A 16,610-nucleotide genomic window follows, 5' to 3' on the forward strand; every position below is an offset into this window, starting at 1 on the left:
TTATTGTGTTCTTACCCAAGAGCACAATGGGACAGGTTCCAGACAAATCAACGTATTAGATAGATAAGGAATACCCCCATGTCAGAACGTCTCCAAAATGACGTGGATCCGATCGAAACTCGCGACTGGCTACAGGCGATCGAATCGGTCATCCGTGAAGAAGGTGTTGAGCGCGCTCAGTATCTGATTGATCAGCTGCTTTCTGAAGCCCGCAAAGGCGGCGTGAAGGTTGCTTCAGGTGCAGGGGCTAGCAACTACGTAAACACGATTGCCGTTGAAGACGAACCGGAATACCCGGGCAATCTGGATCTGGAACGTCGTATCCGTTCTGCAATCCGCTGGAACGCCATCATGACCGTTCTGCGCGCGTCCAAGAAAGACCTGGAACTGGGTGGCCACATGGCGTCCTTCCAGTCTTCTGCGACCGTTTACGAAGTGTGCTTCAACCACTTCTTCCGTGCAGCGAACGAGAAAGACGGCGGCGATCTGGTGTACTTCCAGGGCCACATCTCTCCGGGCATCTATGCACGTGCATTCCTGGAAGGTCGTCTGACTGAAGAGCAGATGAACAACTTCCGTCAGGAAGTTCACGGTAAAGGTCTGTCTTCTTATCCGCACCCTAAACTGATGCCTGAATTCTGGCAGTTCCCGACCGTATCTATGGGTCTGGGCCCAATCGGTGCGATCTACCAGGCTAAATTCCTGAAGTATCTGGAACACCGTGGTTTGAAAGACACCTCTGAGCAGACCGTTTACGCCTTCCTGGGCGACGGCGAAATGGATGAGCCAGAATCTAAAGGTGCGATCACCATCGCAACCCGTGAGAAGCTGGACAACCTGTGCTTCATCATCAACTGTAACCTGCAGCGTCTGGATGGTCCGGTAACCGGTAACGGCAAGATCATCAACGAACTGGAAGGCATCTTCGCAGGTGCTGGCTGGAACGTGATCAAAGTCATGTGGGGTTCCCGTTGGGACGAACTGCTGCGTAAAGACACCAGCGGTAAACTGATCCAACTGATGAACGAAACCGTTGACGGCGACTACCAGACCTTCAAATCCAAAGACGGTGCCTACGTGCGTGAGCACTTCTTCGGCAAATATCCAGAAACCGCAGCGCTGGTTGCCGACTGGACTGATGAGCAGATCTGGGCCCTGAACCGCGGTGGTCACGATCCGAAGAAAATCTACGCTGCACTGAAAAAAGCGCGTGAAACCAAAGGTAAAGCGACTGTAATCCTGGCCCACACCATCAAAGGTTACGGCATGGGTGATACCGCAGAAGGTAAAAACATCGCTCACCAGGTTAAGAAAATGAACATGGACGGCGTGCGCTATATCCGCGACCGTTTCAACGTTCCAGTGACCGATGAGCAGGTAGAAAACCTGTCTTACATCACCTTCCCGGAAGGCTCTGAAGAGCACAAGTACCTGCACGAACGTCGTCAGGCGCTGAAAGGCTACCTGCCAGCTCGTCAGCCTAACTTCACCGAGAAGCTGGAACTGCCAGCGCTGGAAGACTTCTCTCAGCTGCTGGAAGAGCAGAACAAAGAGATCTCTACCACTATCGCTTTCGTTCGTGCCCTGAACGTGATGCTGAAGAACAAGTCGATCAAAGATCGCCTGGTGCCAATCATCGCCGACGAAGCGCGTACTTTCGGTATGGAAGGTCTGTTCCGTCAGATCGGTATCTACAGCCCGAACGGCCAGCAGTACACCCCGCAGGACCGTGAGCAGGTTGCATACTACAAAGAAGACGAGAAAGGTCAGATTCTGCAGGAAGGTATCAACGAGCTGGGCGCAGGCGCATCCTGGCTGGCTGCTGCGACCTCTTACAGCACCAACAACCTGCCGATGATCCCGTTCTACATCTACTACTCCATGTTCGGGTTCCAGCGTATTGGTGACCTGTGCTGGCAGGCAGGCGACCAGCAGGCTCGCGGCTTCCTGATCGGTGGTACTTCTGGTCGTACGACTCTGAACGGTGAAGGTCTGCAGCACGAAGATGGCCACAGCCACATTCAGTCTCTGACTATTCCTAACTGTATCTCTTACGACCCGTCTTACGCGTACGAAGTGGCAGTCATTATGCATGACGGCCTGCAGCGCATGTACGGTGAAGCGCAAGAGAACATTTACTACTACATCACCACCCTGAACGAAAACTACCACATGCCGGCAATGCCAGCAGGTGCCGAGGAAGGTATCCGTAAAGGTATCTACAAACTCGAAACCATTGAAGGTAGCAAAGGTAAAGTTCAGCTGCTGGGCTCCGGTTCTATCCTGCGTCACGTTCGTGAAGCAGCGCAGATCCTGGCGAAAGACTACGGTGTGGGTTCCGACGTGTACTCTGTGACTTCCTTCACCGAACTGGCGCGTGATGGCCAGGATTGTGAGCGCTGGAACATGCTGCACCCAATGGAAACCCCACGCGTACCGTACATCGCTCAGGTGATGAACGACGCGCCAGCGGTGGCGTCTACTGACTATATGAAACTGTTCGCTGAGCAGGTTCGTACTTACGTTCCAGCTGATGATTATCGCGTACTGGGTACTGACGGCTTCGGTCGTTCTGACAGCCGCGAAAACCTGCGTCACCACTTCGAAGTTGATGCTTCTTACGTGGTTGTAGCAGCACTGGGCGAACTGGCTAAACGTGGCGAAATCGATAAGAAAGTGGTTGCGGACGCAATTACCAAATTCAACATCGATGCAGAAAAAGTTAACCCGCGTCTGGCGTAAGAGGTAAAAGAATAATGGCTATCGAAATCAATGTACCGGACATCGGGGCTGATGAAGTTGAAATCACCGAGATCCTGGTCAAAGTGGGCGACAAAGTTGAAGCTGAACAGTCGCTGATCACCGTAGAAGGCGATAAAGCCTCTATGGAAGTCCCGTCTCCTCAGGCTGGCATCGTTAAGGAGATCAAAGTCTCCGTTGGCGATAAAACCGAGACCGGCAAACTGATCATGATTTTCGATTCCGCCGACGGTGCAGCAGCTGCTGCACCTGCGCAGGAAGAGAAAAAAGAAGCCGCTCCGGCCGCCGCTGCTCCAGCAGCTGCCGCAGCAGCGAAAGAAGTGAACGTGCCTGACATCGGCGGTGACGAAGTTGAAGTCACTGAAATCCTGGTGAAAGTGGGCGATACCGTTGCGGCCGAGCAGTCACTGATCACCGTAGAAGGCGACAAAGCCTCTATGGAAGTGCCGGCTCCGTTCGCCGGTACCGTAAAAGAGATCAAGATCAACACCGGCGACAAAGTGTCTACCGGGTCGCTTATCATGATCTTCGAAGTGGCGGGTGCTGCACCTGCTGCCGCGCCTGCACAGGCCGCTGCTCCGGCTCCGGCCGCTGCACCAGCCGCTGCTGGCGGTGCGAAAGACGTTAACGTACCGGACATCGGCGGTGACGAAGTTGAAGTCACCGAAGTGATGGTAAAAGTGGGCGACAAAGTTGCCGCTGAACAGTCACTGATCACCGTTGAAGGCGACAAGGCTTCCATGGAAGTGCCTGCGCCGTTCGCCGGTACCGTTAAAGAGATCAAAATCAGCACCGGCGACAAAGTGTCTACCGGCTCCCTGATCATGGTCTTCGAAGTGGAAGGCGCTGCGCCTGCCGCAGCTCCGGCTGCCGCGGCTGCTCCAGCACCGGCTGCTGCACCGGCTCAGGCTGCTAAACCAGCCGCTGCCCCTGCTGCAAAAGCAGAAAAATCAGAGTTCGCTGAAAACGACGCTTACGTCCACGCGACTCCGCTGATTCGTCGCCTGGCGCGCGAATTCGGCGTGAACCTGGCGAAAGTGAAAGGGACCGGCCGTAAGGGTCGTATCCTGCGCGAAGACGTTCAGGCTTACGTGAAAGACGCGGTGAAACGCGCCGAAGCTGCACCTGCGGCAGCCGCTGGCGGCGGTATCCCGGGCATGCTGCCATGGCCGAAAGTGGACTTCAGCAAGTTCGGCGAAATCGAAGAAGTGGAGCTGGGCCGTATCCAGAAAATCTCTGGTGCTAACCTGAGCCGTAACTGGGTGATGATCCCGCACGTTACCCACTTCGACAAAACCGATATCACCGATCTGGAAGCGTTCCGTAAACAGCAGAACGCCGAAGCCGAGAAGCGTAAGCTGGACGTGAAATTCACCCCAGTGGTCTTCATCATGAAAGCCGTTGCCGCTGCTCTGGAGCAGATGCCACGCTTCAACAGCTCCCTGTCCGAAGACGGCCAGAAGCTGACGCTGAAGAAATACATCAACATCGGTGTTGCGGTAGATACGCCAAATGGTCTGGTTGTTCCGGTCTTCAAAGACGTGAACAAGAAGAGCATCACTGAGCTGTCCCGTGAACTGACCACCATCTCCAAGAAAGCGCGTGATGGTAAGCTGACTGCCGGCGAAATGCAGGGCGGCTGCTTCACTATCTCCAGCATCGGCGGCCTGGGTACTACCCACTTCGCGCCGATTGTGAACGCGCCGGAAGTGGCTATCCTCGGTGTGTCCAAGTCCGCGATGGAGCCGGTGTGGAATGGCAAAGAGTTCGTGCCGCGTCTGATGATGCCAATCTCTCTGTCCTTCGACCACCGCGTGATCGACGGGGCTGATGGTGCGCGTTTCATCACCATCATCAACAACATGCTGAGCGACATTCGCCGCCTGGTGATGTAATCGAAAAGCCGGCCAGTCGGCCGGCTTTTTTCTGATAATCTCATGGTGTTTATGAGGTTATTGGTGAAAGCGACAATTCGTGAGCCGTTTGTTGTTTCAAAATTGTTAACAATTTTGTAAACTGCGGGCGGATAGAACGACCCGGTGGACGACGGGTATAAACTAAGAGGTCATGATGAGCACAGAAATCAAAACTCAGGTCGTAGTACTTGGGGCAGGCCCGGCAGGTTACTCCGCAGCATTTCGTGCAGCGGATTTAGGTCTGGAAACCGTCATCGTAGAACGTTACAGCACCCTCGGCGGTGTTTGTCTGAACGTCGGCTGTATCCCTTCTAAAGCGCTGCTGCACGTAGCGAAAGTTATCGAAGAAGCCAAAGCGCTGGCTGAACACGGTATCGTCTTCGGCGAGCCAAAAACCGATATCGACAAAATCCGTACCTGGAAAGAGAAAGTTATCACTCAGCTGACCGGCGGTCTGGCGGGTATGGCCAAAGGCCGTAAAGTGAAAGTGGTAAACGGTCTGGGTAAATTCACCGGTGCGAACACCCTGGAAGTGGAAGGCGAAAACGGCAAAACCGTTATCAACTTCGACAACGCGATCATCGCGGCAGGCTCTCGCCCAATCGAACTGCCATTCATTCCACATGAAGATCCACGCGTGTGGGATTCCACTGATGCCCTGGAGCTGAAAACCGTTCCTAAGCGTCTGCTGGTTATGGGCGGCGGTATCATCGGTCTGGAAATGGGTACCGTGTACCATGCGCTGGGTTCAGACATTGACGTGGTTGAAATGTTCGACCAGGTTATCCCGGCTGCTGACAAAGACATCGTTAAAGTCTTCACCAAGCGCATCAGCAAGAAGTTTAACCTGATGCTGGAAACCAAAGTGACTGCCGTTGAAGCGAAAGAAGACGGTATTTACGTTTCCATGGAAGGCAAAAAAGCCCCATCCGAACCACAGCGTTACGACGCCGTGCTGGTGGCTATCGGTCGTGTACCGAACGGTAAAAATCTCGACGCGGGCAAAGCTGGCGTGGAAGTGGATGACCGTGGCTTCATCCGCGTTGACAAACAGCTGCGCACCAACGTGCCGCACATCTTTGCTATCGGCGACATCGTCGGTCAGCCAATGCTGGCGCACAAAGGCGTTCACGAAGGTCACGTTGCCGCTGAAGTTATCGCCGGCATGAAGCACTACTTCGATCCGAAAGTGATCCCATCTATCGCGTACACCGAGCCAGAAGTTGCATGGGTCGGTCTGACCGAGAAAGAAGCGAAAGAGAAAGGCATCAGCTACGAAACCGCCACCTTCCCGTGGGCTGCTTCTGGCCGTGCTATCGCGTCCGACTGCGCAGACGGTATGACCAAACTGATCTTCGACAAAGAGACTCACCGCGTTATCGGTGGTGCAATTGTCGGCACCAACGGCGGTGAGCTGCTGGGTGAAATCGGTCTGGCTATCGAAATGGGCTGTGACGCGGAAGACATCGCGCTGACCATCCACGCGCACCCGACGCTGCACGAGTCCGTGGGCCTGGCGGCTGAAGTGTTTGAAGGTAGCATTACCGACCTGCCAAACGCGAAAGCGAAGAAGAAATAAGTTTCTTCAGATGAAAAAAGCGGCCTGAGGCCGCTTTTTTTATGCGCGGCGTTCAGGGGGCTACAGGCTGCCAGGTGTTATCAGGTGCGTATGAGGCCAGCGCCCGGGCCTTCTGCTCCGAATCGCTGCCGAGATCGGACTGGTACACCTTGTCGTCCTGGTTTATCACAAAGCTCATGACGCCTGTCTGACCATAGCTGACAGGCCACGCCACCATCGCGAAACCGTGATTATCCGGCAGGATGCGGAAGCGATAGCCATGGTAGCCCGCACCCGGCTCTTTCGGACTGAACGCCGGACCAAGAGGGCTTGGCGCTTCACCAGGCGAAACGGGCCAGTACAGACCGTCCTTCTTCCCTTCAGAACTGACAATCTTCTGCGCGTATTTCTGATTCATCGCAAAATAGCTCTGCTGCGCGGCCACGTAAGCATGCAGGGCTTCGATGGCGGCAAGTTCGTTGCGCCCAATTTCGCGGGTCAGGATCTCCTCGGCGCCTTCTTTGATGTCAAACTGCCAGCCGGAGGCGGTTTTGATCACCGGAATGGGAAGTTGCCAGCCGCTGTCTCCGACAACCAGATGCGCTTTATCGCCTTCGACAATGGTGTTATGACGGACTTTCCAGTCGCGCAGAAAGCGATCGACTGCGTCAGGATCAACGCCTTCAGATGGCAGAAAATCGCGCCAGTTTTCGCCGAGCAGGTTGTTCATCGCGCTTTCATTTTGCTCGCGGATGGCGCTTTCCAGCGCATTGGTAGCCTGTTCTGGTGAGCTGAAGGATTGCTGCGCCATGACGGTCGCCGAGACCATGAACAACACCATTCCACTGAGTAATTTACGTTTCATGTCGGCTCCCTTAGCGATGACGGAATTCACGGTGTTCAGCACGTCCAGCCGCTGCCGGGCGTAGCTGCTGCTGACGAGCGGCGAGGTGTCTGCTTTGCGCCCCACGCTGCTGCTGCGCCTGCCAGTTGGCGGAACGGCTGTCGTTGCCGCTCAGTGCATTGGCCCGGAGCTGACTGTTTCGCTGCTGGAAGGGACGTTGCTGAGAGGGCTGAACCCGTTTCTCTTGTCTCTGCGCGGCGGTCTGGCGGTTTTCTCGCTGCTGCGTGGTGGCCCGCTTCGCCGTCTGCGGTTTGGTGTCATAGCCACGGTAGTTATTGCGCTGAGAAATCTGTTTCAGCTGTTCACTTGAGGCCTGTCGCTGCGCCGCTTTCGTGCCCGGGCGAGCAGTCTGTGGGAAGGTTTTACCTGTCGATTTCTCCATCTGGCTCAGCGCCGCCTGACGCTGGCTATCGCGATTAACCGGTTGTTGCGTTGCACTAAGCCCCGTGGCCGTGTTGGTGGAGTGGAAACGCGTGTTGAGCTGGTTTGTCGGGTAGGGGACACCTTCCCGATAGGCCGGGTTGTGCTGCCAGGTACGGTTGGCGTCCGTCAGACGTTGTCCGCTGATTTTATTGAAGTTCTCAACGTTAATATTGATGTTGTTATCACCGTTGCGGTTGTAGCCGCCGTGATTATCCCAGTCACCGTCATGATGATGGTCCCAGTCATCGTCATCATCCCAGTCGATGTTGCTGAAGATAGCATAAGTTGTGGCGACACCCAGGCTGAAACCTAAGCCGTTGACGAAGCTGTTGCCAAACTGCTCTCCGGGCGTGGGCGGTAGATAGGTCGGAGGATAAGCGGTGTTGGGCCAGGTTCCGTAAACCGTATTCGGGTTATAGGTGGGAACATAAACGACCTGCGGATCGGCAGATTCAATTTTGATCACCGTCGGGGCCGGTGCGGACGTGGTGGTTGACGTTGACTCGGTGGTGCTGGTTTTTGCCGGTGCGGGTTTCGTTACCGTGGTGACCGTCTGCTGAGGCGTAGATTGCAAGGCGCCGGTCTTCTGCGCCAGCGCGCGCAGGCGTTGTACCGAATCCATCACATCTTTCGGCTGCGCGAGAAACGCATCGCCCAAATTTTGTACCCACGGCGGATTCTCTCCCATCAGCGACATAAGCTGAGGAAACGCGACCAGGGATTTTACGCTGGAATCCCAGGGCTGGCTGGCAACGGCCTGAATCGCGGCGTCCCCTTCCATTTTGGGGTTGTCTTTGGACCACTGCGCCGCTTGAATCACGTTGGCCGGGTAGGTCGAGGCCATCAAGATTTGTGACAGCAGAGCATCCGGGTAGAGCGCGATGGGGGCAATCCACTGATCGATTTGCGCGGCAGTGTAGGTTGGCGCGACGACAGGGGCCGGCTGGGCTGCGGTAGGCGCTGACGGTGGTTGCGCGACGGGGGCCGACGCAGCGGGTTCCGTTGCACGGCTTTTGACAAACATGACGCCTGAGGCGGCAAACAGCCCGGCACTGCACAGCAGGACAAGCAGATGTGGCTTAAAGGGCAACTTCATAAAATGACTCCAACGAGACAGGCGCTGTGCCGTGAGGCGTTACGGTTGGCGTGAGTATTATTCACCCGTCTTTTACTGTTTTGACTTTTATTGGGAAGCGTCCGGTACGTCCGGATAAAGAGTGTGAGTATTTATTACACAATTATATGCGATGCGGGAAAAGGCGCCGGGAATTCAGAAGGCCGCTCTTGCGAGCGGCCAGCAGCTAGTTGCCGAGGTTGACGACAAACAGCACCGTGATTTCGGATATGTTTCAGCCACCGTGCAGCGCGGTAAGCAGTAAACCAATTGCAACGATCAGCGCAGTGATTCGCATCTCCATTGCGTGCGTTCCTGTACAGGCTACGCGGGTTCCTTCTTCACCGGAAAAGGCAGAACCAGGCAAATGAGTACATTGCCGCGTAGGTTACGGAACTGCTTCCGGGCCCGGTGACTGATTGCTACACCAGCGAAGCAGGCCGGGGGCAACAGTATTACAGCCGAAATGGACTGAAAAGAGGTGAAATGCAGTTTCATCCTTTTACATTCGAAACTGGATGGCGGCTCGTAAACACAAAACATGTGCTTGCGGATCTGCATACTCAGGAGCATTATTCATGCCGAGTGCATTGCCGCAAATCTGCCAACCCGGTGTGCTACCACCGCAAGGCAACAAAATAACCGCTACCAGGCGGTTTTTTTGTCCCCAAAATTCACCTCGCCTCCCCGCTACACCATGCTTAACGATTCAGCAAACTTTTTAATGTTGCTTTTTTGTAAACGGATTAACACTGTGCAGAAATCCTGCTATGCTGCCCGACGCGGTATCGGGCATTTACCCTACAAACTGCTGTCTCACAGGAGCGTGAAGAGAACGCCCGCCGCATATGACAATGAGAGCGAGGAGAACCGTCGTGCTAGAAGAATACCGTAAGCACGTAGCAGAACGTGCCGCCGAGGGAATTGTACCCAAACCTTTAGATGCAACCCAAATGGCCGCGCTCGTCGAGCTGCTGAAGAACCCGCCTAAGGGCGAAGAAGAATTCCTGTTAGATCTGTTGATCAACCGCGTACCGCCTGGCGTAGATGAAGCTGCCTACGTAAAAGCCGGATTCCTTGCTGCTATCGCCAAAGGCGAAGCCACCTCCCCACTGGTTACTCCTGAAAAAGCCATTGAACTGCTCGGCACCATGCAGGGTGGTTACAACATTCATCCGCTGATTGACGCGCTGGATAACGACAAGCTGGCACCGATTGCCGCTAAAGCGCTCTCTTCCACGCTGCTGATGTTCGATAACTTCTACGACGTAGAAGAAAAAGCCAAAGCGGGCAACGTCTATGCGAAGCAGGTGATGCAGTCCTGGGCCGATGCCGAATGGTTCCTGAACCGCCCTGCGCTGGCGGAAAAAATTACCGTGACCGTCTTTAAGGTGACCGGTGAAACCAACACCGATGACCTGTCTCCGGCACCGGACGCGTGGTCTCGTCCTGATATCCCGCTGCACGCCCTGGCGATGCTGAAAAACGCCCGTGAAGGCATTGAGCCAGATCAGCCGGGCGTGGTGGGCCCGATCAAACAGATCGAAGCGCTGCAACAAAAAGGTTTCCCGCTGGCCTACGTCGGTGACGTTGTGGGTACCGGCTCTTCCCGTAAGTCCGCCACCAACTCCGTACTGTGGTTCATGGGCGACGACATTCCGCACGTGCCGAACAAGCGCGGCGGCGGCCTGTGCCTCGGTGGCAAAATTGCGCCAATCTTCTTCAACACCATGGAAGATGCGGGCGCGCTGCCAATTGAAGTGGATGTGAGCAACCTGAACATGGGCGACGTGATTGACGTCTATCCGTATAAAGGCGAAGTGCGCAACCACGAAACCAACGAGCTGCTGGCAAGCTTCGAACTGAAAACCGACGTGCTGATTGACGAAGTGCGTGCCGGTGGCCGTATTCCGCTGATCATCGGGCGCGGCCTGACCACCAAAGCGCGTGAAGCGCTGGGTCTGCCGCACTCCGACGTTTTCCGTCACGCGAAAGACGTGGCAGAAAGCAACCGCGGCTTCTCGCTGGCACAGAAAATGGTGGGTCGCGCGTGCGGCGTAGCCGGTATTCGCCCTGGCGCATACTGCGAGCCGAAGATGACCTCTGTGGGCTCTCAGGACACCACTGGCCCAATGACCCGTGACGAACTGAAAGACCTGGCGTGCCTTGGCTTCTCTTCTGACCTGGTGATGCAGTCCTTCTGCCACACGGCGGCCTATCCGAAGCCGGTTGACGTGACCACGCACCACACGCTGCCAGACTTCATCATGAACCGCGGCGGCGTGTCACTGCGTCCGGGTGACGGCGTCATCCACTCCTGGCTGAACCGTATGCTGCTGCCGGATACCGTGGGTACCGGCGGTGACTCCCATACCCGTTTCCCAATCGGTATCTCCTTCCCGGCGGGCTCCGGCCTGGTGGCGTTTGCTGCAGCGACCGGCGTAATGCCGCTGGACATGCCTGAATCGGTGCTGGTGCGCTTCAAGGGCAAAATGCAGCCGGGCATCACTCTGCGCGACCTGGTTCACGCGATCCCGCTGTATGCCATCAAACAGGGCCTGCTGACCGTTGAGAAGAAAGGCAAGAAAAACATCTTCTCTGGCCGCATCCTGGAAATTGAAGGTCTGCCGGATCTGAAAGTGGAGCAGGCGTTCGAGCTGACCGACGCCTCCGCCGAGCGTTCTGCGGCTGGCTGTACCATCAAGCTGAACAAAGAGCCGATCATTGAGTATCTGACCTCCAACATCGTGCTGCTGAAGTGGATGATCGCAGAAGGCTACGGCGATCGTCGTACGCTGGAGCGTCGTATTCAGGGCATGGAGAAATGGCTGGCGGATCCGCAACTGCTGGAAGCTGACGCAGACGCAGAGTACGCGGCGGTGATCGACATCGATCTGGCGGATATTAAAGAGCCAATCCTCTGTGCGCCGAACGATCCGGACGATGCGCGTCTGCTCTCTGACGTGCAGGGCGATAAGATCGACGAAGTGTTTATCGGCTCCTGCATGACCAACATCGGCCACTTCCGTGCTGCCGGTAAGCTGCTGGATACCCACAAAGGCCAGCTGCCGACCCGCCTGTGGGTGGCTCCGCCAACCCGTATGGACGCGGCTCAGTTGACCGAAGAGGGTTACTACAGCGTGTTCGGTAAGAGCGGGGCGCGTATCGAAATCCCTGGCTGCTCCCTGTGTATGGGTAACCAGGCGCGTGTGGCCGACGGTGCGACGGTGGTTTCCACCTCTACCCGTAACTTCCCGAACCGTTTAGGTACTGGTGCGAACGTCTACCTGGCCTCTGCGGAGCTGGCGGCGGTTGCGGCGCTGATTGGCAAACTGCCAACGCCGGAAGAGTACCAGACCTTCGTGGCGCAGGTGGATAAGACGGCGGTGGATACCTATCGCTATCTGAACTTCGACCAGCTTTCTCAGTACACCGAGAAGGCTGACGGGGTTATCTTCCAGACGGCGGTATAAACAGCAAAACCGTCTCTACGAGACGGTTTTTAGTGTTTGCACCCTCTCCCACGGGAGAGGGACGGGGTGAGGGCATCAGGCCGCAGGGTCTTGCTCTCACCTTTTTATTTTCATTCCTCCCACCTCTCCCGCTTTTTTTCTTTCCCTCTGCTGCGATAATTACCCTAATGGCTTTGCAGAGGAAAACACTATGGATTACGAATTTTTGCGCGACATCACCGGCGTGGTGAAAGTGCGCATGTCGATGGGGCACGAAGCCGTTGGACACTGGTTTAACGAAGAGGTGAAAGAAAATCTCGCCCTTCTTGATGAAGTCGAACAGGCGGCAAATACGGTGAAAGGCAGCGAGCGCTCCTGGCAACGCGCCGGGCACGAATATACGCTGTGGATGGACGGTGAAGAGGTCATGGTGCGCGCCAACCAGCTTGAGTTTTCAGGGGATGAGATGGAAGAGGGGATGAGCTACTACGACGAAGAGAGCCTGTCGCTGTGCGGCGTGGAAGACTTCCTGCTGGTAGTGAATGCCTACCGTGAGTTTATGAAACAGAAGTAACTCCCCGAAGCGTCCCTGCTCCGGGCAACACTTACACGGCCGGAATATTGCGGCCGTAGTAGATTTCGCGCATCTCTTTCCAGAGCAGGTCGGTGATGACCTTGCGCTCTTCTTCACTTAAATCTTCCGGCTTCGTGTGGAACATGTAGTGCTTAAGGTCGAACTCCTTAAGCATCATCTTGGTATGGAAGATGTTTTCCTGGTACACGTTCACGTCCATCATGTCATACAGCGATTTCATGTCCTCGGACATAAAGTTCTGAATGGAGTTGATCTCGTGGTCGATGAAGTGCTTCATGCCGTTGATATCACGGGTAAAACCGCGCACGCGATAATCAATCGTGACGATGTCCGATTCCAGCTGGTGGATTAAATAGTTCAGCGCGTTCAGCGGGGAAATCACGCCGCAGGTCGACACTTCAATATCGGCGCGGAACGTGCACAGCCCGCCTTCCGGGTGGCTTTCCGGGTAGGTGTGAACGCAGATATGGCTTTTGTCGAGGTGGGCGACGACCACTTCGGGCAGCGGACCCGGGTGTTCAGTTTTGTCGATAAGCTGCGGGTCGACCGGCTCTTCACTGACCAGAATGGTGACGCTGGCACCCTGGGGCTCATAATCCTGTCGTGCGATGTTCAGAATATTGGCACCGATGATCGAGCAGGTTTCTGACAGGATCTCGGTCAGACGGTTGGCGTTGTAGAGTTCATCGATATAGGCGATGTAACCATCGCGTTCTTCCGCTGTTTTGGCATAGCAGATATCGTAAATACAAAAACTCAGGCTTTTAGTCAGGTTGTTAAAGCCATGTAGTTTAAGCTTTTTCAATTAGCTCACCCCCTTAGTGGATAATGCGTCTTGCAGGTACTGCGGCAGAGCAAACGCTGCGGTATGAATAGCCGGATTGTAGTAGCGGCACGTGAGCCCGGCCTGATGGAAGCGGGCCTGGATAATTTCGGTAGAGAGATGACGCAGCACGTCGTTATCCGTTGCCCATGCAAAGGTCATGATCCCGCCGTAGTACGTCGGAATTGCCGCCTGATAGAAGCTGACGTCACCGAAATAGGTGCTGAGCTTGCGATGGCTGTCGAGCGCTTCGTCCTGCTGCAGGAAGCAGACACCGTTTTGTGCGACGAAGATCCCGCCCGGGTTCAGGCAGCGCTTGCAGCCTTCGTAGAACGAGGAGGTAAACAGCGACGCGCCGGGGCCGATGGGGTCGGTGCAGTCAGAGATAATCACGTCGAAGGTCTGCGTGGTCTGGTTAACAAAGTTAACGCCGTCGTCGATAACCAGATTAAAGCGCGGATCGTCATAGCTGCCGGCATTATGGTTGGGCAGGTACTGGCGGCAGAAAGAGACCACGCCCGCATCGATCTCAACCATGGTGATGGTTTCAATGGAACGATGACGTGAAACCTCGCGCAGCATTGCGCCGTCGCCGCCGCCGATAATCAGAACATGCTTCGCGTGTCCGTGGGCCAGCAGCGGAACGTGGGTCATCATCTCATGATAGATAAACTCGTCGCGCTCGGTCGTTTGCACAACGCCATCCAGGGCCATCACGCGGCCAAAGGCGGCGTTTTCGAAGATGATCAGATCCTGGTGATCCGTTTTCTCATGATAGAGCACGTTATCAACGGCAAAGTACTGACCAAACTGGTCATGCAGTGTTTCATGCCACAACGTGTGGTCGGCCATACGCGGACTCCTCCTTTGTTAACATCCGTAACGCTCACAAAAAATGAGCGAAACATGATAGCTAACTATAACCGTGGTTGCACGGGTATAGGTTGAACAGGGGGCGTCGGGAAGGTTATTTCACGTAGGCGAGCAGGCTGAGCGAATCGCGGGCCAGCGCTTTGCATTTTTTAGCCGTGGGAATGCCAATACCGCTCAAGTCACGGTAGCTGTCTTCACCGAGCGCCTTCATGTCAAAGCTGTCGTAATTGCTGAGATCCCACTGGTTCTGCTGGGCGAAAAAGACCAGCGCGCGGCGAATTTGCCCGTTGGGTAAATTCTGGTAGCCACAATCATTTTTCAGGAATACAAAAACCGCCGTTAAATCGGCCATATCTTCCGCTTCATTTTCACTGAGCGCATAGCTGTTCGCACACATTGCCATCAGGCTTCCGAACAAAATTGTCCTGAAAAACGTCTTCATTGCTTCTACCACTTCTTCACGGAAAATTAACGTTAGCACACTTGATGCCAGTGCGACGATCTTTATTATTGCCGCTTTACTTGACCTTCCGGTAAGGGGAGGGTTTATGCTCAAAAGATCGCCTGCTGGAAATAAGGAAATGAACATGCAACGTCGTGATTTTTTAAAATATTCCGCTGTGCTGGGGGTTGCCAGCGCATTACCACTCTGGAGCCGCGCGGTTTTTGCGGCTGAAAGGCCTGCCTTACCCATTCCTGACTTACTGACCGCAGACGCCCGTAGCCGTATTCAGCTCGTTGTTCAGGCCGGTAAAACCTCCTTCGGTGGGCACAGCGCCACAACCTGGGGCTACAACGGCAATCTGCTCGGCCCGGCGCTTCAGTTACGCAAAGGGAAAGCGGTTACGGTGGATATCCGTAATACGCTTGCCGAGGAGACCACGCTGCACTGGCACGGGCTGGAAGTTCCGGGCGAAGTGGATGGTGGTCCCCAGGGTGTTATCAAGCCTGGGGGTAAACGCAGCGTAACCTTTACCCCTGACCAGCGGGCGGCAACCTGCTGGTTCCACCCGCATCAGCACGGCAAAACGGGCCATCAGGTGGCAATGGGGCTGGCCGGACTGGTGTTGATTGAGGATGACGAAAGCCGTCTCCTGCGCCTGCCAAAACAGTGGGGTATCGATGATGTGCCGGTGATTGTGCAGGACAAAAAATTCAGCGCGGACGGGCAGATTGACTACCAGCTGGACGTGATGAGCGCGGCGGTCGGCTGGTTTGGCGATACGCTGCTGGCCAACGGCGCGATCTATCCGCAGCACGCCGCCCCGAAAGGCTGGCTGCGCCTGCGCTTGCTTAACGGCTGTAACGCCCGCTCGCTGAACTTCGCCACCAGCGATAAGCGCCCGCTTTACGTGGTGGCAAGCGACGGCGGCCTGCTGCCAGAACCGGTAAAAGTGAGCGAGCTGCCGATGCTGATGGGCGAACGCTTCGAAGTGCTGGTGGACATCAGCGATGGCAAAGCGTTTGACCTCGTGACCCTGCCGGTCAGCCAGATGGGGATGGCCGTCGCGCCGTTTGATAAACCGCATCCGGTGTTGCGCATTCAGCCACTACAGATCACCGCCTCCGGTACGCTGCCGGACACCCTGACCACGCTGCCTGCGCTCCCGTCGCTGGATGGGCTCACGCAGCGTAAGCTTCAGCTCTCCATGGACCCGATGCTCGACATGATGGGCATGCAGGCGCTGATGAAAAAGTATGGCAATCAGGCCATGGCGGGAATGCACCACGGACAGATGATGAGCCACATGAATATGGACCACGGCAAAATGGGCGGTATGGATCACGGCGGTCACGGGTTCGATTTCCACAACGCCAACAAGATCAACGGCAAAGCGTTCGATATGAACACGCCGATGTTTGCCGCCACGAAGGGGCAGTTTGAGCGCTGGGTGGTTTCAGGGGAAGGGGACATGATGCTGCACCCGTTCCATATCCACGGCACGCAGTTCCGTATTCTGTCTGAGAACGGTAAAGCGCCGGAAGCGCATCGAGCAGGCTGGAAAGATACGGTGAGAGTGGAAGGCGGCGTCAGCGAGGTGCTGGTGAAGTTCGACCACGAAGCGCCTGAAGAGTTTGCCTATATGGCGCACTGTCATCTGCTGGAGCATGAAGATACGGGGATGATGCTCGGTTTTACCGTATAAAAAAAGCCGGGTGGCGGCTTCGCCTTACCCGGCCTGCATTGCTAA

General features: G+C 55.5%; 11 protein-coding genes. 6 read left to right on the forward strand and 5 right to left on the reverse strand.

Going from position 1 to position 16,610, the window contains the following annotated elements:
• The first annotated feature begins 78 nt into the window (after positions 1-78).
• The 3 genes from aceE (at position 79) to lpdA (ending at position 6,255) form a co-directional block, all read left to right on the forward strand.
• Complete coding sequence (gene aceE, locus IM284_RS00195; protein WP_028015529.1) at positions 79-2,742, forward strand: pyruvate dehydrogenase (acetyl-transferring), homodimeric type; 2,664 nt, start codon at positions 79-81, stop codon at positions 2,740-2,742.
• Between the two features lie 14 nt (positions 2,743-2,756).
• On the forward strand, positions 2,757-4,655 hold the full coding sequence (aceF, locus tag IM284_RS00200; RefSeq protein ID WP_045259471.1) for a pyruvate dehydrogenase complex dihydrolipoyllysine-residue acetyltransferase: 1,899 nt from the start codon (positions 2,757-2,759) through the stop codon (positions 4,653-4,655).
• Between the two features lie 175 nt (positions 4,656-4,830).
• A complete protein-coding gene (gene lpdA, locus IM284_RS00205) occupies positions 4,831-6,255 on the forward strand; it encodes a dihydrolipoyl dehydrogenase (protein WP_023332094.1) in 1,425 nt (474 codons plus the stop codon).
• Positions 6,256-6,307: 52 nt separating this feature from the next.
• Here the strand turns inward: lpdA and IM284_RS00210 are convergent, their stop codons facing one another.
• Positions 6,308-7,099 carry a DUF2950 family protein gene (locus tag IM284_RS00210; RefSeq protein ID WP_047367334.1) on the reverse strand — a complete coding sequence of 264 codons (792 nt, stop codon included), beginning with the start codon at positions 7,097-7,099 and terminating at the stop codon, positions 6,308-6,310.
• 10 nt (positions 7,100-7,109) lie between these two features.
• Positions 7,110-8,657 (reverse strand): DUF3300 domain-containing protein, encoded by a 1,548-nt coding sequence (locus tag IM284_RS00215; protein WP_047367335.1) that lies wholly within the window; start codon positions 8,655-8,657, stop codon positions 7,110-7,112.
• Positions 8,658-9,550: 893 nt separating this feature from the next.
• Between IM284_RS00215 and acnB the strand changes: the two genes are divergently transcribed.
• A complete protein-coding gene (gene acnB / locus IM284_RS00220; protein WP_048338844.1) occupies positions 9,551-12,148 on the forward strand; it encodes a bifunctional aconitate hydratase 2/2-methylisocitrate dehydratase in 2,598 nt (865 codons plus the stop codon).
• Positions 12,149-12,338: 190 nt separating this feature from the next.
• Complete coding sequence (yacL, locus tag IM284_RS00225; protein WP_028015534.1) at positions 12,339-12,701, forward strand: protein YacL; 363 nt, start codon at positions 12,339-12,341, stop codon at positions 12,699-12,701.
• A gap of 31 nt (positions 12,702-12,732) precedes the next feature.
• On the opposite strand, the gene speD is transcribed toward yacL, so the two are convergent.
• From speD to IM284_RS00240, 3 genes are all read right to left on the reverse strand, one after another.
• On the reverse strand, positions 12,733-13,527 hold the full coding sequence (speD, locus tag IM284_RS00230) for an adenosylmethionine decarboxylase (RefSeq protein WP_028015535.1): 795 nt from the start codon (positions 13,525-13,527) through the stop codon (positions 12,733-12,735).
• Complete coding sequence (gene speE / locus IM284_RS00235) at positions 13,528-14,397, reverse strand: polyamine aminopropyltransferase (protein ID WP_028015536.1); 870 nt, start codon at positions 14,395-14,397, stop codon at positions 13,528-13,530.
• Between the two features lie 115 nt (positions 14,398-14,512).
• Complete coding sequence (locus tag IM284_RS00240; protein WP_014882582.1) at positions 14,513-14,860, reverse strand: YacC family pilotin-like protein; 348 nt, start codon at positions 14,858-14,860, stop codon at positions 14,513-14,515.
• A 145-nt stretch (positions 14,861-15,005) separates the two neighbouring features.
• On the opposite strand from IM284_RS00240, the gene cueO reads away from it, so the two are divergent.
• Positions 15,006-16,565: a multicopper oxidase CueO gene (cueO, locus tag IM284_RS00245; protein WP_047367338.1), complete on the forward strand. Its 1,560-nt coding sequence runs from the start codon at positions 15,006-15,008 to the stop codon at positions 16,563-16,565.
• Positions 16,566-16,610 lie beyond the last annotated feature (45 nt).

This window comes from Enterobacter cloacae complex sp. P12RS, assembly GCF_014895875.1.
GTDB classification, from domain to species: Bacteria; Pseudomonadota; Gammaproteobacteria; order Enterobacterales; family Enterobacteriaceae; genus Enterobacter; species Enterobacter bugandensis.